The organism is Mycobacterium sp. MYCO198283, from assembly GCF_021213805.1.
In the GTDB taxonomy this organism is placed as follows: Bacteria; Actinomycetota; Actinomycetes; order Mycobacteriales; family Mycobacteriaceae; genus Mycobacterium.
Genome location: NZ_JAJQJI010000006.1, coordinates 1 through 20,851 on the forward strand (window position 1 = coordinate 1; position 20,851 = coordinate 20,851).

Here is a 20,851-nt window from a genome sequence, read left to right on the forward strand (position 1 = left end):
GAACCCGGAAGCTAAGCCTGCCAGCGCCGATGATACTGCCCACCCGGGCGGAAAAGTAGGACACCGCCGAACACACATCGGAAATTGCCCCCCACGCACGTGGGGGGCAATTTTCGTGTTCGGTCCTTTTCACCGCGGTCGAATGCTCAGCCCGACAATGCCGAGACGATCGGTCGGATGACAATTCCGATGGTCAGCATCGCCTGCACGGCGACGAGAAGACAAAGCGGCCAGCGCCGTGTCACGGTGCCGGCCGACAGTGCGTCGCACACGGCGAAGACGGCGAGAGCGGCGATGGGGAGTTCGAAGTATTTCTGGTAGAGCTGGCCGCCGGCGCTCAGCACCACCGCAAGGGCACACAGGCCAGTCGTCGCGACGACCGCGCAGGGCGGCGACAGCTGGGCGGCGAGCCGGCACGTCACATAAGCACCCGTCCCGGCGAGCGCGACCAGTACGAGCGAGCGGCCGCCCACCGCCGGGCCGTGCGCCACCAGACCCCAGATCAGGCCGCCACGTCGGGTGTCGTCCGGCGAGACCGTTGCCGTGCTGGAGAAGATCAGCGCGGGAAGCACCGCCAGGCCCACGGCGGCGACGGCGACGACGCGCGGCACGGACCTGCGCTGCTCGACGCACAGCAGCACCGGCGTCAAGAACATCGCGGCCACGGCGAAGCAGTAGGACAGCGAGACCCAGCTGCGGGTCGCGGCGTTGATCTCGTGGAAGAACGGCGGCACGAAGCCGTGCCACAGCACCACCAGCGCGGTGAGCACCAGAAGTGGCGGTACCGCGACGCGACAGCCGATGGCTGCCAGCTGTGCCTGCGGCCGGTGCCGGTTCGCGAGGAGCACCGCGGCCATGGCCGGCACCACCGCCCATACGTAGGTCTGCCGGGTCGCCACGGCCGCGGCGAGCAGCATTCCGACGACCAGCTGGGCGGTGCGCCCATCGGGTCGGCGCAGCACAACGGCGAGCGCCCCGAATCCGAACAGCAGCGCCGCCGCGTCGTTGAGCATCCACAGCGCCGACTCCCAGAAGTACGGCGACAGCAGCAGCGGCAACACCGCCAGCGCCCGGCACCAGCCGCGCGCCACCGTGCCGGCGAACCACACGACGACGGCGGCGAGCACCGCGGCGAACGTGCCGCCGGTCACTTCGGTGCCGGCCTGGCCGAGCCCCAGTGATTCGGACAACGCCGCGGTCACCAGGTGGTAGAGCGGTGCGGTGGCCGTCTGTACGTGGACCACGTCGATCGCCGGAAAGGCTTCGCGCATCGCACGAACAGTGACCCAGTGAAAATCCCGCTGATCATTCCCGCCGGCTGTCGCGATAATCGCATTGGCAGCGACGATGCCGACGGAAACCAAGACGGCACCTCCGCTCAGCAGTGGTGCTCCGATGCTCCCAGCAAAGGTTCGTTGTGTTGCTGCGTCGACCATTCGCCGTGTCTACCACATCGCCCGTCGGCGGCCTTCGCAATTCGTTGCCGACGGGACCGGTGGGATACATTGGGCGGGGCCGCACCTCGGCGGAGCCCGGCTCCCCACATCCGCTACGGAGAATCATCGAGTGAGTCAGGACAATCGGCGCGGTGGTGTCCGTCATTCGTCCGGACCCGGCCGCGCCCGTCCCGCCCAGCCCCGGGGCGCCGCGCCGCGCAGCGACGCACGCCCCGACGAGCCGCCGCTGCCGGCCGACGTCGACGCGCGCCAGCTGTCGCCGGACGTGCGCCGTGAGCTCACCACCCTGGACAAGGTGAACGCCGACATCGTTGCGCGGCATCTCGTGGCGGCCGGCGCGCTGATCGACGAGGACCCCGAAGCTGCCCTGGCGCACGCCCGCGCGGCCCGCGGCCGTTCCGGTCGGATTGCGGCGGTCCGCGAGGCGGTTGGCATCGCCGCCTACCGCTGCGGCGACTGGCAGCAGGCGCTCGCGGAGTTGCGCGCTGCCCGCCGGATGGGCAGCAAATCGGTGCTGCTTCCGCTGATCGCCGACTGCGAGCGCGGCATCGGCCGCCCCGAGCGGGCGCTGGAGCTCACCCGCGGCCCGGACGCCGCCGAGCTGACCGGCGACGACGCCGATGAGCTGCGGATCGTGGCGGCAGGCGCCCGCATGGACCTCGGTCAGCTCGAACAGGCGCTCGCCGTGCTGTCACCTCCGCCGGATCCGCAGCGCACGGGTTCGACCGCCGCGCGCCTCACCTACGCCTACGCCGACACCCTGCTCGCCCTCGGCCGGCGCGACGAAGCGCTGCAATGGTTCCTCAAGGCGGCGGCCGCCGACGTCGACGGCGTCACCGACGCCGAGGACCGGGTCGCCGAGCTCGCCTGATGCCGACCCTCGCCCAGCAGCACGACTGTCTGCTCCTCGACCTCGACGGCACCGTCTACCGGGGCGCCGAGCCCACCGCCGGGGCCCGCGAGACGTTGGACGCGCTCGCCGGACCCCGCGTCCTGTTCGTCACCAACAACGCTTCCCGCACCGCTCTGCAGGTGGCCGCCCATCTGCGCGAGCTCGGGTTCACCGCGTCCGGCGACGACGTGGTGACCAGCGCGCAGGCCGCCGCGGCGCTGTTGGCCGAACAGTTGCCCGCTGGTGCCCGGGTGCTCGTCGTCGGCACCGACGCGCTCGCCGGCGAGATCGAGGGCGTCGGCCTGCTGCCGGTACGCCGGCACGACGAGCAACCGGTCGCGGTGGTGCAGGGACATTCCCCGGACACCGCGTGGTGGAACCTCGCCGAGGCGGCGCTGGCCATCGGCGACGGCGCGCTGTGGATGGCCGCCAACGTCGACGTCACCCTGCCGACCGAGCGAGGTCTGCTACCGGGCAACGGCGCGATGGTCGCGGCCCTGCGCGCGGCGACCGGCCGGGCTCCGCAGATCGCCGGCAAACCCGCGCCGGCGCTGTTGACCAACGCCGCCGCCCGGGTCGGCGCCACGTCACCGCTGGTGGTCGGCGATCGGCTCGACACCGACCTCGCCGGTGCCTGCGCCGCCGGCCTGCCGAGCCTGATGGTGCTCACCGGTGTGAGCACTGCTGCCGAGACCGTGTGGGCAGCGCCCGACGAACGCCCGACCTATCTCGCGGCGGACCTGCGCGGACTCAACGAGGAGGCGGCTGCGGTGCGCGTCGGCCCGAACGACCAGTACTCGGTCACCGTCGACGGGGACACCGTGACGCTCACGACGATCGCCGGGGAGGATCCGATGGCGGCGCTGCGGGCGCTGGCCCACGCGGTCTGGTCGTCCGGACTCGAGCGCGGACGTATCGTCGCCGCCGACGACCGCGCCCAGCAGGCCCTCGTCGCCGTCGGGCTGGCGTGACCGCCATCGGTTAGCGTGGCAGACATCATGACCGGGGATCCCGAACGCATCCGTGCCGACATCGCCGCCCAGCTCGCCGAGCTGCCCGACGTGTCCGCCGCCGACGGCGCCGCGGTGGACCTCGACGACCTGGCCACCCGCCTCGAGCGGGCGCACGACACGCTGGTCGCGGCCCTGGAATCGGTGGCGAAGGGCTGATGCGCGGTGGCTCGTCGCGCACGGGTTGACGCCGAGCTCGTGAGGCGGGGCCTGGCCCGCTCGCGGCAGCAGGCGGCCGAGCTGATCGGCGCCGGTCTGGTCACCATCGACGGTATCCGGGCGGTCAAGCCCGCGACGGCGGTGTCGACGACCGCGTCACTCACCGTCGCCGATGCCGGGGAGCACCGCTGGGTGTCCCGCGGCGCGCACAAGCTGCTCGGCGCGCTCGACGCCTTCGGCGACGTCGCGGTGAGCGGTCGCCGCTGGCTGGACGCCGGCGCCTCGACCGGCGGCTTCACCGAGGTGCTGCTGTCGCGCGGCGCCCGCCAGGTGGTGGCCGTCGACGTCGGCTACGGGCAACTGGCCTGGCGGCTCCGCTCCGACGCCCGGGTCGCGGTGATGGAGCGAACGAACGTCCGGGAGCTGACGGCGGACCGCATCGGCGGGCCCGTCGACGGCGTGGTCGCCGACCTGTCCTTCATCTCCCTGGCGACGGTGCTGCCGGCGCTGGTGACCTGCGTGTCACCCGACGCCGATATCGTTCCCATGGTGAAGCCGCAATTCGAGGTGGGCCGCGAGCTGGTCGGCGCCGGAGGTGTGGTGTCGGATCCGCGGTCGCGGGCCGACGCCGTCCGCGCCGTCTCGCGGCGGGCGGCCGACCTCGGCTGGCACACCGTGGCGGTCACGGCGAGCCCGCTGCCCGGCCCGTCGGGCAACGTCGAGTACTTCCTGCGGCTGCGGGCCGACACCGATCGGCCGCTGCGGGACGCCGACCTCGACGAGGCCATCGACCGCGCCGTGGCCCAGGGGCCGCAGTGACCGTCGACCGCAAGATCCTGCTGGTCGTGCACACCGGTCGCGACGAGGCCGCAGAGACCGCGCGCCGCGTGCACAAGACGCTGACCGATCACGGCATCGCGCTGCGGCTGCTCAGCGCCGAGTCCGTGGATCGCAAGGCCGCCCCGCCGGCGACGCATCCGCTGTGGGGCATGGAGAGCGTCGAGGTCGTCGACCCCACCGGCGAGGCGGCCGTCGGCTGCGAACTGGTGCTGGTGCTCGGCGGTGACGGCACTTTCCTGCGGGCCGCCGAACTGGCGCGCAACGCCGACATCCCGGTGCTCGGTGTGAACCTCGGCCGCATCGGCTTCCTGGCCGAAGCGGAGGCCGACGCCATCGACGACGTGCTCGAGCGGATCGTGGCGCGCGATTACCGCGTCGAGGACAGGATGACGCTCGACATCTCCGTGCACGTCGACGGGCGGGTGGTGAGCCACGGCTGGGCGCTGAACGAGGCGTCGCTCGAGAAGGGGCCGCGGCTCGGTGTGCTCGGGGTGGTCATCGAGATCGACGGCAGGCCGGTGTCGGCGTTCGGCTGCGACGGTGTGCTCGTGTCGTCCCCGACCGGTTCCACGGCCTACGCGTTCTCGGCCGGGGGACCGGTGCTGTGGCCCGACCTGGAAGCCATCCTGGTGGTGCCCAACAACGCGCACGCGCTGTTCGCCCGTCCGATGGTCACCAGCCCGGACGCCTGCATCGCGATCGAGGTGGAGGCGGGCGGGCACGACGCGCTGGTGTTCTGCGACGGCCGCCGCGAGATGGTGGTGCCGTCCGGCGGCCGACTGCAGGTGGTGCGATGCGACGTGCCGGTGCGCTGGGTCCGCCTCGACAGCGCACCCTTCACCGACCGCGTCGTCCGCAAATTCCGGCTGCCGGTGACGGGATGGCGGGGCCCCAAGCGGGCGGGCGACTGACGTGCTCTCCGAGATCCGCATCGAATCACTCGGCGCGATCACCGCGGCGACGGCCGAGTTCGGTCGCGGTTTCACGGTGCTGACCGGCGAGACCGGCACCGGCAAGACCATGGTGGTGACGGGCCTGCACCTGCTGGGCGGCGCCCGCGCCGACGCCACCAGGGTGCGCTCGGGCGCCGACCGAGCGGTCGTGGAGGGTCGGTTCACCACGGCCGAGCTGGGCGCGGCCGCCGAAGCCGCCGTGTCGGAGCTCCTCGAGTCGTGCGGCGCGGTGCGGGACGACGACGGCAGCGTGATCGCCGCGCGGTCGGTCAGCCGCGACGGCCCGTCGCGGGCCTACCTCGGCGGTCGCAGCGTGCCGGCGCGCTCGCTGTCGGCGTTCACCGCCGAATTGTTGACCTTGCACGGACAGAACGACCAGCTGCGCCTCATGCGACCCGACGAGCAGCGGGCCGCGCTGGACCGGTACGCCGGCGCCGCCTCGAAGCTCGAGCGCTACCGCACGGCCCGCCAGGCGTGGCTGCAGGCCCGGCGCGACCTCGCCGAACGCACCGTCCGCGCCCGTGAACTGGCGCAGGAGGCCGACAACCTGAAGTTCGCGTTGGACGAGATCAGTGCCGTCGACCCGCTGCCGGGCGAGGACGAGGCGCTGGTGGCCGAGATCCGCCGACTGTCGGAGCTCGACGCGCTGCGCGAGGCCGCTCAGCATGCGCGGGCGGCCCTGGTCGGCGTCGACGACGGCGACGAGGGTGCTGCCACCATGCGGCTCGGGGCGGCGCTGCAGCTGCTGCAGAGCAGCGACGACGCCGCCCTGTCCGCGCTGGCGACCCAGCTCGACGAGGCACTGACATCGGTGTCCGACGTGGCCACCGAGCTCACCGGGTTCCTGGCGGAGCTGCCCGGTGACGCGAGCGCGCTGGAGACCAAGCTTGCTCGGCAAGGCCAGCTGCGGGCGCTGACCCGCAAGTACGCCGCCGACGTCGACGGGGTGCTGCGGTGGGCTTCGCAGGCCCGCGACCGGCTGCTGACGCTCGACGTCTCGGAGGAGGCGCTGGCCGGGCTCGATCGGCAGGTCGCCGAACTCGGCCGCGAGGTCGCCGCGGCCGCGACGGAACTGACGAAGGTTCGCACCCGCGCCGCCAAGGGGCTCGCGAAGGCGGTCACCGCGGAGTTGGCCGGCCTCGCGATGACGGACGCCGCATTCACCGTTTCGGTGGCGCCGCAGCCGGCCCGCCCCGACGACGCCGCCGCGCTGCCCTTGGCGTCCGAACAATTGGTGCACGCCGGTCCGGATGGCGCCGACGTCGTGGAGTTCGGCTTCGCCGCACACCGCGGCACCGATGTGTTGCCGCTGCACAAGAGCGCGTCCGGCGGTGAGCTCAGCCGGGTGATGTTGGCGCTCGAGGTGGTGCTGGCCGCGTCGGACGAGGGCACGACGATGGTGTTCGACGAGGTCGACGCGGGCGTCGGTGGGCGCGCAGCGGTGCAGATCGGTCGCCGGTTGGCGCGTCTGGCGCGCACCCACCAGGTCATCGTCGTCACCCACCTGCCGCAGGTCGCGGCGTTCGCCGACGTGCACCTGGTGGTGGAGAGTTCCGGCCGGACGAGCGTGGTCCGCCGACTCGACGACGACGACCGTGTGGCGGAACTCGCGCGGATGCTGGCGGGTCTCGGCGACACCGACAGCGGCCGGGCCCACGCCCGCGAATTGCTCGCGGCCGCCGCGGCGGACCGCTCCGAGAGCTGACGAGCCGGCTGTTGCAGCTGTGACTGTTGTGGCACGTGTTACGGCGCGCCTCCCGCGCGTCGTCGCGATTCGACGCAAAAATCCCCTTCCATGAAGATGTCAGCGCTGCTGTCCCGCAATACCAGCTCGCGACCCGGCCTCACCGGCACCGCCCGCGTCGACCGCGACATCGAACGGCTGCTCCGGCGGGTCGGCCCCGGTGACATCGCGGTGCTGGACATCCTCGACCTCGACCGGGTGACGGCCGACGTGCTGGTCGACTCCGGGGTCGCCGCCGTGGTCAACGCGTCACCGTCGATCTCGGGCCGGTACCCGAACCTCGGCCCGGAGGTGCTGGTCGCCAACGGGATCGCGCTGATCGACGACACCGGAGCCGAGACCTTCAAGAAGGTCAAGGACGGCGCGCGGATCCGCCTGCACAACGGCGGCGTGTACTCCGGTGACCGGCGACTGGTCCACGGCGTCGAACGCAGCGACGCCGACATCGCCGAGCTGATGCACGAGGCGAAGAGTGGGCTGGTGGCGCACCTCGAGGCGTTTGCCGGCAACACCATCGAGTTCATCCGCAGCGAGAGCCCGCTTTTGGTCGACGGCATCGGCATCCCGGACGTCGACGTCGACCTCAACCGGCGCCACGTCCTCGTGGTCGCCGACGAGCCCCGCGCCGAGGACGACCTGCGCAGCCTCAAGCCGTTCATCAAGGAATACCAGCCGGTGCTCATCGGAGCAGGCACCGGCGCGGACATCCTGCGCAAACACGGCTATCGCCCGCAGCTCATCGTCGGCGACCCCGAGCAGCTGAGCACCGAGGTGCTCAAATCCGGCGCGCAGGTGGTGCTGCCCGCCGACGCCGACGGCCACGCGCCGGGGCTGGAGCGCATCCAGGACCTCGGGGTGGGAGCGATGACGTTCCCGGCCGCCGGCTCCGCCGCCGACCTGGCGCTGCTGCTCGCCGACCACCACGGCGCGGCGCTCATCGTCACCGCCGGCCAGACCGCCACCCTCGAAGAGTTCTTCGACCGCGGCCGGCAGGCGAGCCTGCCGTCGACCTTCCTCACGCGCCTCAAGGTGGGCGAGAAGCTCGTCGACGCCAAGGCGGTGGCCACGCTGTACCACAGCCGGATCTCCGGCGGCGCGATCGCGCTGCTGGTGCTCGCCATGCTGATCGCCGTCATCGCAGCGCTGTGGGTGTCGGAGACCGACCACGCCGTCCTCGCCTGGCTGAGCACCTATTGGACCCGCATCTCGGTGTGGGTGCAGGGTCTGGTCACCTGACCGGCGGAGGGACGACAACCCGTGATCACCCTTCGGCACCATGCGATCTCACTGGCCGCGGTCTTCCTGGCACTGGCGATCGGCGTTGTCCTGGGCTCGGGCCTGCTATCGGACACCCTGCTGGCCGGGCTGCGGAACGACAAGCGCGACCTACAGCACCAGATCGGCGAGCTCACCGACCGCAACAACGCGCTGAACGAACGGCTCGCCGCGGCAAGCGATTTCGACACCGTGATGGCCGGCCGCATGGTGCGCGGCGCGCTGGCCGACAAGACGGTGCTGCTGTTCACCACGCCGGATGCGTCGACGGACGTCGTCGACAGGATGACGACGTTGGTAGGCGATGCGGGCGGACGCGTCACCGGCACCGTGGCGCTCACCGAGCAGTTCGTCGACGCCAACACCGCCGAGAAGCTGCGGTCGGTGGTGGCGTCGTCAGTGCTGCCGGCGGGGACGTCGCGCAACGCGACGCTCGTCGACCAGGGCTCCCAGGCCGGCGACCTGCTGGGGATCGCACTGCAGCGCCCGCGCCGGCCCGCGCCGCCGGTGGACCCCGCGCAGCGTGACACCGTGCTCGCCGCGCTGCGCGAGACCGGGTTCGTCTCCTATCCGGACGGCGGCGTCGAGCCGGCGGACCTGGCGCTGGTGGTCACCGGCGGCGGGCTCGGCGCCGAGGCCGGCAACCAGGGGTCGACGGTCGCGAGGTTCGCCGCGGCGCTCGCGCCGCACGGCAGCGGCACGCTGGTGCTCGGCACGCAAGGCTGTGCGACGGGGACCGCGGCGGTCGCGGTGACCAGGTCTGACCCGTCGCTGGCAGGCTCGGTCAGCACCGTCGACAACGGCGACGTCGAGTCCGGCCGGATCACCGCGGTGCTGGCGCTGCGGCAGCTGCTCGACGGCACCCCACCCGCGCAGTACGGCACCGGCCAGGGCGCCGCCGCGGTCACCGTCCCGGAGTGACACGGCTGCACCGCGTGTCCGCCGCGGCTTGTCGGTGTCGCTGTTAGGGTGAGATTCCGTGGGTCGGCAGGCCCCCAACCGGGTACGAACTCGGTTCGCCGTCGTCACGGAGGTGGCTGTTGCCCGTTCTACGCAAGCATCCACAGACCGCCACGAAGCACATCTTCGTCAGCGGCGGCGTGGCGTCCTCGCTCGGCAAGGGGCTGACGGCCTCGAGCCTCGGACAGTTGCTCACCGCCCGGGGCCTGCAGGTGACGATGCAGAAGCTCGACCCGTACCTCAACGTCGATCCGGGCACCATGAACCCGTTCCAGCACGGTGAGGTGTTCGTGACCGAGGACGGCGCGGAGACCGATCTCGACGTCGGCCACTACGAACGGTTTCTCGACCGCGATCTGTCCGGCTTCGCGAACGTGACCACCGGCCAGGTGTACTCGACCGTCATCGCCAAGGAGCGGCGCGGCGAATACCTCGGCGACACCGTGCAGGTCATCCCGCACATCACCGACGAGATCAAGCGGCGCGTCCTGGCGATGGCCGAGCCCGACGCCGACGGCAACCGGCCCGACGTCGTCATCACCGAGATCGGCGGCACGGTCGGCGACATCGAATCCCTGCCGTTCCTCGAGGCGGCCCGCCAGGTCCGCCACGAGGTGGGCCGCGAGAACTGCTTCTTCCTGCACGTGTCGCTGGTGCCCTATCTCGCGCCGTCGGGCGAGCTGAAGACGAAACCCACCCAACACTCGGTGGCCGCGCTGCGCAGCATCGGCATCACGCCCGACGCGCTGATCCTGCGCTGCGACCGCGACGTGCCGGAGCCGCTCAAGGACAAGATCGCGCTGATGTGCGACGTCGACGTCGACGGCGTCATCTCGACGCCCGACGCGCCGTCGATCTACGACATCCCGAAGGTGCTGCACCGTGAGGAGCTCGACGCCTACGTGGTCCGGCGACTCAGCCTGCCGTTTCGCGACGTCGACTGGACGGTGTGGGACGACCTGTTGCGCCGCGTGCACGAGCCGCACGAGACCGTGCGTATTGCGTTGGTGGGCAAGTACATCGACCTGTCCGACGCCTACCTCTCGGTGAGTGAGGCGCTGCGCGCCGGGGGCTTCGCACACCGCGCGCGGGTCGAGATGCGGTGGGTGGCCTCCGACGACTGCGAGCTGGACAGCGGCGCCGCGGCCGCCCTGGCCGACGTCGACGGCATCCTCATCCCCGGCGGTTTCGGCATCCGCGGCATCGAGGGCAAGATCGGCGCGATCCGGTATGCGCGCGCCCGCAACCTGCCCGTCCTGGGTCTGTGCCTCGGGCTGCAGTGCATCGTCATCGAGGCCGCCCGGTCGGTGGGCCTGAGCGCGGCGAGCTCCGCCGAGTTCGACCCGGACACCCCGGATCCGGTGATCTCGACGATGGCGGACCAGCAGGACGTCGTCGCCGGCGCAGCCGATCTCGGGGGCAGCATGCGGCTGGGCGCCTATCCCGCCGTGCTGGCACCCGATTCGCTGGTGGCGCAGGCCTACCAGAGCACGGAGGTGTCGGAGCGGCACCGGCACCGCTACGAGGTGAACAACGCCTATCGGGACCGGATCGCCGCGAGCGGGCTGCGCTTCTCCGGCACCTCGCCGGACGGGCATCTCGTCGAGTTCGTCGAGTACCCGCCCGACCAGCACCCCTTCATCGTCGGCACGCAGGCGCACCCCGAGCTGAAGAGCCGACCGACCCGGCCGCATCCGCTGTTCGTCGCGTTCGTCGCCGCGGCGCTCGACTACAAGGCGGCCGAACGCCTGCCGGTGGAGATCCCGGAGCACCACGAGCACCGGGCCAACGGAACCGAGCACCAGGCGGTCGAACACCGGATGTCCGAACCGGCCGCCCGTGGCTGACCACGACTTCGCGGTCGTCGACTCCGAAACCCTTTACACCGGAAAGATCTTCGCGCTGCGCGCCGACGAGGTCCGCATGCCCGGCGGCCGCACCGCCCGTCGCGAAGTGGTCGAGCACTACGGCGCCGTCGCCGTGGTCGCCGCCGACGAGGACGGCCGCGTCGCGCTGGTCTACCAGTACCGGCATCCGTTCCGGCGGCGGCTGTGGGAGCTGCCCGCCGGCCTGCTCGACGCGCCGGGCGAAGAGCCGCACGTCAGCGCCGCCCGCGAACTGGTCGAGGAGGCCGGCCTCGCCGCCGAGCACTGGCAGGTGCTCGTCGACCTCGACTCGGCGCCCGGTTTCAGCGACGAGAGTGTCCGCGTTTACCTGGCCACCGGGCTGCGCCGCGTCGACCGGCCGCAGGCCCACGACGAGGAAGCCGACCTGCGGCTGGAGTGGTTCGCCCTCGACGATGCGGTCGCCATGGCGTTGCGCGGTGAGATCTGCAACTCCATCGCCGTCGCCGGCCTGCTCGCCTACCGCGTGCTGCGCGACGGGAGCTACGAGGCGCGCCCGGTCGACGCAGTCTGGACCGACCGGCCGACGGCGTTCGCGGCCCGGCGGAACCGGCCGTGACCACCGTCGCGCCGCTGCTCGACGACCAGCTCACGGGCTACCTCGATCATCTGACCATCGAGCGCGGAGTGGCCCTCAACACCCTGCGCTCCTACCGGCGCGACCTGCGCCGCTACCACGACTTCCTGCTCGCTCGCGGCGTCGACGACCTGTCGGCGGTGACCGAGGCCGACGTCACCGACTTCCTGCTGGCGCTGCGCCGCGGCGACCCCGAGACGGACACCCCACCGCTGTCGGCGGGGTCGGCGGCGCGGGCCGTCATCGCCGTGCGCGGGCTGCACCGCTTCGCCGCGGCGGAGGGCTTGACGACGGCCGACGTCGCGGCGGCGGTGAAACCCCCGATGCCGAGCAGGCGGCTGCCCAAGAGCCTGACCGTCGACCAGGTCCTCGCGCTGCTCGACGGCGCCGGCGGCGACTCTCCCGGCGACGGACCGCTGGCGCTGCGCAACCGCGCGCTGCTGGAGTTGCTGTACTCCACGGGCGCCCGGATCTCCGAGGCCGTCGGCGCCGACGTCGACGACGTGGACACCGAGGCGCGGTCGATGCTGCTGCGCGGCAAGGGCGGCAAGCAGCGGCTCGTCCCGGTCGGACGGCCCGCCGTCGACGCGCTCGACGCCTACCTGGTGCGGGGCCGACCGGAGCTGGCGCGGCGGGGTCGCGGCCTGCCGGCCATCTTCCTCAACGCCCGCGGCGGGCGGCTGTCACGCCAGAGTGCCTGGCAGGTGTTGCAGGACGCCGCGCAACGCGCCGGGCTGACCGCGACCGTCTCCCCGCACACGCTGCGGCACTCGTTCGCGACCCACCTGCTCGACGGCGGCGCCGACGTCCGCGTGGTGCAGGAATTGCTGGGCCATGCGTCGGTCACCACCACGCAGATCTACACCCTGGTGACCGTCTCGGCGTTGCGGGAAGTGTGGGCCGGAGCGCATCCGCGCGCCCGTTGACAGCTGGTCCACAGTCACCGGCCGGTTTGCCGCCGGGCTGCGAGGGCACCCAAGGGGAGCGCATTGATGGACGGACCCCAGCACAGGAGGATTCATGCACGCTGACCGTTTCCGCCACCTGCTCGACACGGACGGCCCCTTCGCGTCGGTCTACTTCGACGACTCGCACGACACCGAGGACGCCGCCGCACAGCGGGAGCTGAAGTGGCGCGGTCTGCGCGAGCAACTGGAGGAGCAGGGCGCCGCACCCGAGATCGTCTCCGACCTCGAGCGCGCGATCCTGGACGCCCGCCCGGCCGTGGGCCGAAGCGGGCGCGGCCTGGTGGCCGGTCCGCGCGGCGTGCTGCTCAACGAGCACCTGATCCGTCCGGCGCCGGCAACCGTGGTGCGCGTCTCGGACCTGCCGTATCTGGTGCCGATCGTCGAGCACGGTGTGCAGCACATCGACTACCTCACGGTGGCCGTCGACCATGCCGGCGCCGACCTCACGATCCATCGCGGCGGCCGCACGGACAAGGAGACCGTCGACGGCGGCGGCCACCCGGTACACCACGCGTCCTCGGCGGAGACACCCGGTTACGGCGACCCGCAGCGGCGCAGCGACGAAGCGAGCCGCAAGAACATCCGCGTGGTGGTCGACCGGATCGCCGCGCTCGTCGACGAGTCGAACATCGAGGTGGTGTTCGTCATCGGCGAGGTCAGCTCGCGGTCGGACCTGCTGGCGGAGCTGCCCGAGCGGGTGTCGAAGCTCGCCGTGTCGCTGCAGGCCGGCGCCCGCAACAGCGGCAACCACGACGAGGAGGCCGCCGCCGCCATCCACGAGGAATTCCTGAAGCGACGGCTGGCCGTGATGGACGACGCCGCCCAACGGTTCACCGCGGAGCTCGGGCGGGAGTCCGGGCTGGCGACCGAGGGCCTGCACGGCGTCTGCGCGGCGCTGCGCCAGGGCGCCGTCGAGACGCTGATCATCGGCGAACTCGGGGACGCGACCGTGGTCGCCGGCGACGACCTGACGACGATCGCACCGAACGAGAACGTGCTGTCGGAGCAGGGCGTCGCGCCGACCCGGACGCTGCGGGCCGACGAGGCGCTCCCCATGGCGGCCGTCGCGACCGATGCGTCCCTGGTGCGCACCGACGAGCGGATCAGCCCGCGCGACGGAATCGGCGCCGTGCTGCGCTACGCGCCGCCCCACCTCTGAGCGCGCCGTGAGCCGCCGCGCGGGTCTTGACCGATCTGGCCGGTCAGGCCGCTAAAATCGCCGGGATGCCCGCGACCACGCCTTTCGCCGCCGCCGACGCAGCGGGCGCGTCGTGAGCGACGAACCCGACGACGGCGCCGGCGGTGTGGGCCTGACCGGGCGGGCACCGCGGACCATTCCGGAGCCTGCGCCGAAGACCAGCCACGGGCCCGCCACCGTTCTCGCAATGTGCAACCAGAAGGGCGGCGTCGGCAAGACGACGTCGACGATCAACCTGGGTGCCGCCATCGCCGAGTACGGCCGGCGGGTGCTCCTGGTGGACCTCGATCCGCAGGGTGCGCTGTCGGCGGGCCTGGGGGTGCCGCACTACGAGCTGGAGCACACGGTCCACAACCTGCTGGTCGAGCCGCGGGTGTCCATCGACGAGGTGCTGATCCACACCCGGGTGAAGAACCTGGACCTGGTGCCCAGCAACATCGACCTGTCGGCGGCCGAGATCCAGCTGGTCAACGAGGTCGGCCGCGAGCAGACGCTGGCCCGCGCGCTGCACCCGGTGCTCGACCGCTACGACTACGTGCTCATCGACTGCCAGCCGTCGCTCGGACTGCTCACCGTCAACGGGCTGGCCTGTTCCGACGGGGTCATCATCCCGACGGAGTGCGAGTACTTCTCGCTGCGCGGGTTGGCGTTGCTCACCGACACCGTGGACAAGGTGCACGACCGGCTCAATCCGCGGCTGTCGATCAGCGGGATCCTCATCACCCGCTTCGACGCCCGCACGGTCAACGCCCGCGAGGTCATGGCCCGTGTGCTCGAGCGGTTCGGCGACCTCGTGTTCGACACCGTCATCACCCGCACGGTCCGGTTCCCCGAGACGAGCGTCGCCGGCGAGCCCATCACCACCTGGGCGCCGCGGTCGAGCGGCGCCCAGGCCTACCGCTCCCTGGCCCGCGAGGTCATCGACCGCTTCGAATCGTGACCGCGCCAGGCGGCTTCCGGGTCCGGCTGACCAACTTCGAGGGACCGTTCGACCTGCTGTTGCAGCTCATCTTCGCCCACCGCCTCGACGTCACCGAGGTCGCGCTGCACCAGGTGACCGACGACTTCATCGCCTACACGAAGGCCGTCGGCGCCCAGCTCGAGCTCGACGAGACCACGGCGTTCCTCGTCGTCGCCGCCACGCTGCTCGACCTCAAGGCGGCGCGGCTGCTGCCCGCGGGGCACACCGAGGACGACGAGGACCTGGCGTTGCTGGAGGTGCGGGACCTGCTGTTCGCGCGGCTGCTGCAATACCGGGCGTTCAAGCACGTCGCGGAGATGTTCGCCGAACTCGAAGCCGCGGCGCTGCGCAGCTATCCGCGGGCGGTGTCGCTGGAGGAGCGGTACTCGTCGCTGCTTCCCGAGGTCATGCTCGGCGTCGACCCTGCGCGGTTCGCCGAGATCGCGGCGGCGGCGTTGCGACCCCGCCCGGTGCCCACCGTGGACGTCGACCACCTCCACGACGCGATGGTGTCGGTGCCCGAGCAGGCCGCGGTACTGCTGGCGCTGCTCGAAGGACGGGGACAGGGTCGCTGGGCGTCGTTCGGCGAGCTCGTCGCCGACTGTGCCCACCCGATCGAGATCGTCGGGCGCTTCCTGGCGCTGTTGGAGCTCTACCGGACCCGGGCGGTAGCATTCGAGCAGTCAGAACCACTTGGTGTGCTCCAGGTTTCGTGGACCGGAGAACGTCCGACCAGCGAGAACTCGGTGCCGCAGTCATGAATCCCGAAGTGTCCGACGTCCGCGATCGGCCAGAGCAAGGTCTCGATCTCGCGCCCGAGCTCGAGGACGCGCCTGACATCGATGACGACGAGCTCGGCGCGGTGCTCGAGGCCCTGCTCCTCGTCGTCGACACCCCGGTCACCGTCGACGCGCTCGCCGGGGTGACCGAACAGCCCGCCTACCGGGTCGCGGCCAAACTCCGGCTCATGGCCGACGAGCTGCGCGCCCGCGAGTCGGGCATCGACCTGCGCGAGGCGGGCGGCGGGTGGCGGATGTACACCCGTGCCCGCTACGCGCCGTACGTCGAGCGGCTGTTGCTCGACGGCGCCCGGTCGAAGCTGACCCGCGCGGCGCTGGAGACGCTCGCCGTGGTGGCCTACCGGCAGCCGGTGACCCGCGCGCGGGTGAGCGCGGTGCGCGGCGTCAACTGCGACGCCGTGATCCGGACGCTTCTGGCGCGCGGGCTCATCACGGAGGCCGGCAACGACAGCGACACCGGCGCAACGACTTTCGCGACCACCGAGCTGTTCCTGGAGCGGCTGGGCCTGTCGTCGCTCGCCGATCTGCCCGACATCGCGCCCCTGCTGCCCGACGTCGACGTCATCGACGACCTGGCCGACTCCCTGGACAGCGAACCGCGCTTCGCGCGCACGCGGCCGGCGGCGGTCCCCGAGCCGGCCTTGACCTACGACGTGGACCGGGAGGACGCGTGACCGGCGCCGGGAACGACACCGACGGGGTGCGACTGCAGAAGGTGCTGTCGCAGGCCGGAGTGGCGTCGCGGCGGGTCGCCGAACGGATGATCACCGACGGCCGGGTCGAGGTGGACGGGCACGTGGTCACCGAGCTGGGCACGCGGGTCGACCCGCAGCAGTCGGTGATCCGCGTCGACGGCGCCCGCATCCTGGTCGACGACACGTTGGTGCACCTGGCGCTCAACAAACCGAAGGGCATGCAGTCGACGATGTCGGACGACCGCGGCCGCCCCTGTATCGGCGACCTGATCGAGCACCGCGTGCGCGGCAACAAGAACCTGTTCCACGTCGGGCGCCTCGATGCCGACACCGAAGGACTGATCCTGCTCACCAACGACGGCGAGCTGGCACACCGCCTGATGCACCCGTCCTTCCAGATGCCGAAGACGTACCTCGCCGAGGTGAACGGCATGGTGGCGCGCGGCCTGGGCAAGAAGCTGAAGGGCGGCATCGAGCTGGAGGACGGCCGCATCGCCGTGGACGATTTCGCCGTCGTCGACGCCGTCCCCGGCCGCTCGCTGGTGCGGGTGACGCTGCACGAGGGCCGCAACCGCATCGTCCGCCGGCTGCTCGACGCGGTCGGCTATCCGGTGCTCTCCCTGGTGCGCACCGACATCGGCGCGGTGTCGCTGGGGGAGCAGCGCCCCGGCAGCCTGCGCGCCCTCAACCGGGTGGAGATCGGCGAACTGTACAAGGCGGTGGGGCTATGAGCGGCGACGCCGTGGTGGTGGCGATCGACGGACCCGCGGGCACCGGCAAGTCGTCGGTGTCGCGCGGGCTGGCCCGGGCCCTGGGCGCGCGCTACCTCGACACCGGCGCGATGTACCGGCTCGTCACCCTGGCCGTACTGCGCGCGGGAGTCGACCCGTCCGACACCGCCGCCGTCGAGGCGGCCACCGCCGACGTTCCGCTGTCGGTGGGGTACGACCCCGACGACGTGCGCGCCTACCTCGCCGGCGACGACGTGTCGGCCGAGATCCGGGGCGACGAGGTGACCCGCGCGGTGTCGGCGGTGTCGGCGATCCCCGCGGTGCGCACCAGGCTGGTCGGGATCCAACGCGAGCTGGCCGGCGGTGAGACCGGTGTCGTCGTGGAGGGCCGCGACATCGGCACCGTCGTGTTGCCGGACGCCGACCTGAAGATCTTCCTGACCGCCTCGGCCGAGACGCGCGCGCAGCGCCGCAACGCCCAGAACGTGGCGGCGGGGCTGCCCGACGACTATGACACGGTGCTGGCCGACGTCCGGCGCCGTGATCACCTGGACTCCTCGCGCGCAGTGTCCCCGCTGCGTGCCGCCGACGACGCCGTCGTCATCGACACCAGCGACATGACCGAGCAGCAAGTGGTCGAGCACCTGCTGACCCTGGTGCAGCGCCACGCCGAGGTGGCCCGATGACCGAATCCGACGGCACCTGGGCCGACGAAAGCGACTGGGAGATCCGCGACGACGGCGACGGCGGCATCGCCGAGGCGGACACCGGGTCACCGCCCGTCGTGGCGATCGTCGGCCGTCCCAATGTCGGCAAGTCGACGCTGGTGAACCGCATTCTGGGTCGGCGGGAAGCGGTTGTGCAGGACGTCCCCGGCGTCACCCGCGACCGGATCTCCTACGACGCGCTGTGGACGGGCCGCCGCTTCGTCGTGCAGGACACCGGCGGCTGGGAGCCCGACGCCCAGGGCCTGCAGCAGCTGGTCGCCGAGCAGGCATCGATCGCGATGCGCACCGCGGACGCCATCATCCTGGTGGTCGACTCGGTCACCGGGGCGACGGCACCCGACGAGGCGGCCGCGCGGCTGCTGCGCCGCTCCGGGAAGCCGGTGTTCCTCGCGGCGAACAAGGTCGACGGCGAGAAGGGCGAGGCCGACGCCGCCGCGCTGTGGTCGCTGGGCGTCGGGCAGCCCTATCCGGTCAGCGCGATCCACGGCCGCGGCGTCGCCGATCTGCTCGACGACGTCGTCGCCGCGCTGCCGGCGGTGTCGGAGGCACGGTCCACCGGCGGCGGTCCGCGGCGTGTGGCGCTGGTGGGTAAGCCGAATGTCGGCAAGAGCTCGCTGCTCAACCGGCTTGCCGGAGAACAACGTTCGGTGGTGCACGACGTCGCCGGCACCACCGTGGACCCGGTCGACGAGCTGATCGAGCTCGACGGCAAGCCGTGGCGGTTCGTCGACACCGCGGGCCTGCGCCGCAAGGTCGGCCAGGCCAGCGGCCACGAGTTCTACGCCTCCGTGCGCACCCGGAGTGCGATCGACCTCGCCGAAGTGGTGCTCGTGCTCATCGACGCCTCGCAGCCGCTCACCGAGCAGGACCAGCGGGTGCTGTCGATGGTGATCGAGGCGGGGCGGGCGCTCGTGCTGGCGTTCAACAAGTGGGACCTGGTCGACGAGGACCGGCGTCACCAGTTGGAGCGGGAGATCGACCGCGAGCTGGTGCAGGTGCAGTGGGCGCAGCGCGTCAACATCTCCGCGATGACCGGTCGCGCGGTGCAGAAGCTGGTGCCCGCGCTGGAATCCGCGCTCCGGTCGTGGGACACCCGGGTGTCCACCGGGCGCCTCAACGCCTTTGTGAAAGAGGTGGTGGCGGCGACGCCGCCGCCGGTGCGCGGCGGTAAGCAGCCCCGCATCCTGTTCGTGACGCAGGCGACCGCGCGTCCGCCGACGTTCGTGTTCTTCACCACCGGCTTCCTCGAGGCCGGCTATCGCCGTTTCCTCGAGCGCAAGCTGCGGGAGACGTTCGGGTTCGAGGGCAGCCCCATCCGGATCAACGTGCGGGTGCGCGAGAAGCGCAAGCGGTGAGCGTCGACGCCTTCCACATGGCGCTGATCGTGTTGGCCGGCGTCGGCGCCGGCGCGATCAACGCGCTCGTCGGGTCCGGGACGCTCATCACCTTCCCGACGCTGGTCGCGATCGGCTTCCCACCCGTCACCGCCACCATGTCCAACGCCGTCGGACTGGTCGCCGGGGGCGTGTCGGGCACCTGGGGCTACCGCCGCGAGCTGCGCGGGCAGGGAAGTCGGCTGCGGTGGCAGGTTCCGGCGTCGCTGCTCGGTGCGGTGGCCGGCGCATGGCTGCTGCTGCACCTGCCGGAAAAGGTGTTCACCCAGGTGGTGCCGGTGCTGTTGATCGCCGCGCTGATCCTGGTGGTGATCGGCCCCCGCATCCAGAAGTGGGCACGGGAGCGCGCCGAACGGCAGGGCCGGTCCGCCGACCACGTCAGCCGGGCCCGGTTGACCGCGCTGGCGTTCGGCACGTTCGCGGTCGGCGTGTACGGCGGTTACTTCACGGCGGCGCAGGGTATTTTGCTGGTCGGCGTGATGGGCGCGCTGCTGCCCGAGTCGATGCAGCGGATGAACGCCGCCAAGAACCTGCTGTCCCTGCTGGTCAACGTGGTGGCCGCCGTCGCCTACACCGCGGTGGCGTTCGACCGGATCAGCTGGCTCGCCGCGGGGTTGATCGCGGCGGGCTCCCTGGTGGGCGGCTGGCTGGGTGCCGCCTACGGACGGCGGTTGTCGCCCAACGCCTTACGCGTGGTGATCGTCGTCGTCGGATTGATCGGGCTGTACCGGCTGCTCACGGTGTAGCGGGCTTGCCACGGCCGAAGTAGGTCTCCTGGCTCGCGGTGCTGACCAGCTCGCCGCTGCGGTTGTACATGGTCGCCGACGCCAGCCCGCGGCCGTCGATCCCGCTGGGCGACACCTGGTCTGAGAGCACCCAGTCGGAGAGGTCGACCGGCCGGTGGAACCACAGGGCGTGGTCGATGAGCGCCGAGAACGAATGCCGCGAGGTGGTGCGGCGCATCGCGGTTGCCGTCTCCAGCATCGTGGTGCCGGAGACGTAGGTGAGTAGGCAGCTGCCCAACACGGGGTCGGCCGGCACGGGGGCGACGGGCCGCCACCACATCCGGATGTGCGGCGACGGGGTGTGCTGGTCCAGGGAGAGCCGGGGCGGCGGGTCGACGTAGCGGCGGTCCAGCGGGTGCGGGCTGACCCACCAGCCGCCGAACTCCTCGGCGTAGGGGCGCAGCAGTTCCTGCACCGGCGGCAGGCTTTCCGGATCCGGCAGCTCCGGCAGCGGCTGGTGGTATTCGATGCCGTCGACGGTGCCGCTGAGCGACGCGAGCGCCTCCAGCAGCACCTGGCCGTCCTGCACGGCGGTCACCCGGCGCGTGGACAGGGTGCCGCCGTCGCGGAGCCGGGTGACGTGCAAGTCGACCGGGTAGCGGGCGTCGCCGGCGCGCAGGAAGTAGACGTGCACGCTGTGCGGACGACGGTCGGGGACCGTGCGGCTGGCCGCCATGAGCGCCTGTGCCGCGATGTGGCCGCCGACGATGTGGTGTGCCGGGTTGTCCAGTTGCCTGGCGCGAAAGCTGTTGTCGTCGAGCGCCGCCAGGTCGAGGGAGGCCAGCACGTCGTCGAGGTAGTCGGCGGTCACGGACGGCAT

General features: G+C 71.8%; 21 protein-coding genes. 19 read left to right on the plus strand and 2 right to left on the minus strand.

Translation table 11 applies throughout. The annotated features are described in order from the left end of the window. Positions 1-146 precede the first annotated feature (146 nt). Positions 147-1,271: a hypothetical protein gene (locus LV457_RS12515; RefSeq protein ID WP_232171509.1), complete on the minus strand. Its 1,125-nt coding sequence runs from the start codon at positions 1,269-1,271 to the stop codon at positions 147-149. A gap of 295 nt (positions 1,272-1,566) precedes the next feature. Between LV457_RS12515 and LV457_RS12520 the strand changes: the two genes are divergently transcribed. The 19 genes from LV457_RS12520 (at position 1,567) to LV457_RS12610 (ending at position 19,992) form a co-directional block, all read left to right on the plus strand. Beyond that, positions 1,567-2,328, plus strand: a complete 762-nt coding sequence (locus tag LV457_RS12520) for a tetratricopeptide repeat protein (RefSeq protein ID WP_232171510.1) — start codon at positions 1,567-1,569, stop codon at positions 2,326-2,328. Next, positions 2,328-3,320, plus strand: coding sequence for an HAD-IIA family hydrolase (locus LV457_RS12525; RefSeq protein ID WP_232171511.1), 993 nt, complete (start codon positions 2,328-2,330; stop codon positions 3,318-3,320). The genes LV457_RS12520 and LV457_RS12525 overlap by 1 nt, the downstream gene beginning before the upstream one ends. 15 nt (positions 3,321-3,335) lie before the next feature. Beyond that, complete coding sequence (locus LV457_RS12530; RefSeq protein WP_232171850.1) at positions 3,336-3,518, plus strand: hypothetical protein; 183 nt, start codon at positions 3,336-3,338, stop codon at positions 3,516-3,518. A gap of 6 nt (positions 3,519-3,524) precedes the next feature. Next, entirely contained in the window at positions 3,525-4,337 is an 813-nt protein-coding gene (locus LV457_RS12535) for a TlyA family RNA methyltransferase (RefSeq protein WP_232171512.1), read from the plus strand. Next, complete coding sequence (locus LV457_RS12540) at positions 4,334-5,269, plus strand: NAD kinase (RefSeq protein WP_232171513.1); 936 nt, start codon at positions 4,334-4,336, stop codon at positions 5,267-5,269. The genes LV457_RS12535 and LV457_RS12540 overlap by 4 nt, the downstream gene beginning before the upstream one ends. Position 5,270: 1 nt before the next feature. Beyond that, a complete protein-coding gene (gene recN, locus LV457_RS12545; protein WP_232171514.1) occupies positions 5,271-7,016 on the plus strand; it encodes a DNA repair protein RecN in 1,746 nt (581 codons plus the stop codon). 90 nt (positions 7,017-7,106) lie between these two features. Further along, a complete protein-coding gene (steA, locus tag LV457_RS12550; RefSeq protein ID WP_232171515.1) occupies positions 7,107-8,291 on the plus strand; it encodes a putative cytokinetic ring protein SteA in 1,185 nt (394 codons plus the stop codon). 21 nt (positions 8,292-8,312) lie between these two features. Next, complete coding sequence (locus tag LV457_RS12555; protein ID WP_232171516.1) at positions 8,313-9,251, plus strand: copper transporter; 939 nt, start codon at positions 8,313-8,315, stop codon at positions 9,249-9,251. A gap of 119 nt (positions 9,252-9,370) precedes the next feature. Then, on the plus strand, positions 9,371-11,137 hold the full coding sequence (locus LV457_RS12560; protein ID WP_232171517.1) for a CTP synthase: 1,767 nt from the start codon (positions 9,371-9,373) through the stop codon (positions 11,135-11,137). Next, positions 11,130-11,753, plus strand: a complete 624-nt coding sequence (locus LV457_RS12565; protein WP_232171518.1) for an NUDIX hydrolase — start codon at positions 11,130-11,132, stop codon at positions 11,751-11,753. Before LV457_RS12560 ends, LV457_RS12565 begins: the two co-directional genes overlap by 8 nt. Before the next feature lie 14 nt (positions 11,754-11,767). After that, positions 11,768-12,697, plus strand: coding sequence for a site-specific tyrosine recombinase XerD (gene xerD, locus LV457_RS12570; protein ID WP_232171827.1), 930 nt, complete (start codon positions 11,768-11,770; stop codon positions 12,695-12,697). A 94-nt stretch (positions 12,698-12,791) separates the two neighbouring features. Next, positions 12,792-13,898: a hypothetical protein gene (locus tag LV457_RS12575; protein ID WP_232171519.1), complete on the plus strand. Its 1,107-nt coding sequence runs from the start codon at positions 12,792-12,794 to the stop codon at positions 13,896-13,898. A gap of 112 nt (positions 13,899-14,010) precedes the next feature. Further along, entirely contained in the window at positions 14,011-14,877 is an 867-nt protein-coding gene (locus LV457_RS12580; RefSeq protein WP_232171520.1) for a ParA family protein, read from the plus strand. Beyond that, complete coding sequence (locus LV457_RS12585) at positions 14,871-15,659, plus strand: segregation/condensation protein A (RefSeq protein WP_374198850.1); 789 nt, start codon at positions 14,871-14,873, stop codon at positions 15,657-15,659. Before LV457_RS12580 ends, LV457_RS12585 begins: the two co-directional genes overlap by 7 nt. Further along, positions 15,656-16,372 carry an SMC-Scp complex subunit ScpB gene (gene scpB, locus LV457_RS12590; RefSeq protein WP_232171522.1) on the plus strand — a complete coding sequence of 239 codons (717 nt, stop codon included), beginning with the start codon at positions 15,656-15,658 and terminating at the stop codon, positions 16,370-16,372. The genes LV457_RS12585 and scpB overlap by 4 nt, the downstream gene beginning before the upstream one ends. After that, complete coding sequence (locus LV457_RS12595) at positions 16,369-17,124, plus strand: pseudouridine synthase (protein ID WP_232171523.1); 756 nt, start codon at positions 16,369-16,371, stop codon at positions 17,122-17,124. The genes scpB and LV457_RS12595 overlap by 4 nt, the downstream gene beginning before the upstream one ends. Then, positions 17,121-17,810: a (d)CMP kinase gene (gene cmk, locus LV457_RS12600; protein ID WP_232171524.1), complete on the plus strand. Its 690-nt coding sequence runs from the start codon at positions 17,121-17,123 to the stop codon at positions 17,808-17,810. Before LV457_RS12595 ends, cmk begins: the two co-directional genes overlap by 4 nt. Next, positions 17,807-19,207 (plus strand): ribosome biogenesis GTPase Der, encoded by a 1,401-nt coding sequence (gene der / locus LV457_RS12605; protein WP_232171525.1) that lies wholly within the window; start codon positions 17,807-17,809, stop codon positions 19,205-19,207. The genes cmk and der overlap by 4 nt, the downstream gene beginning before the upstream one ends. Before the next feature lie 17 nt (positions 19,208-19,224). Continuing rightward, entirely contained in the window at positions 19,225-19,992 is a 768-nt protein-coding gene (locus LV457_RS12610; RefSeq protein ID WP_232171828.1) for a sulfite exporter TauE/SafE family protein, read from the plus strand. Here the strand turns inward: LV457_RS12610 and LV457_RS12615 are convergent. Continuing rightward, positions 19,982-20,851, minus strand: coding sequence for an acyl-CoA thioesterase II (locus tag LV457_RS12615; RefSeq protein ID WP_232171526.1), 870 nt, complete (start codon positions 20,849-20,851; stop codon positions 19,982-19,984). The two genes, LV457_RS12610 and LV457_RS12615, sit on opposite strands and share 11 nt — an antisense overlap.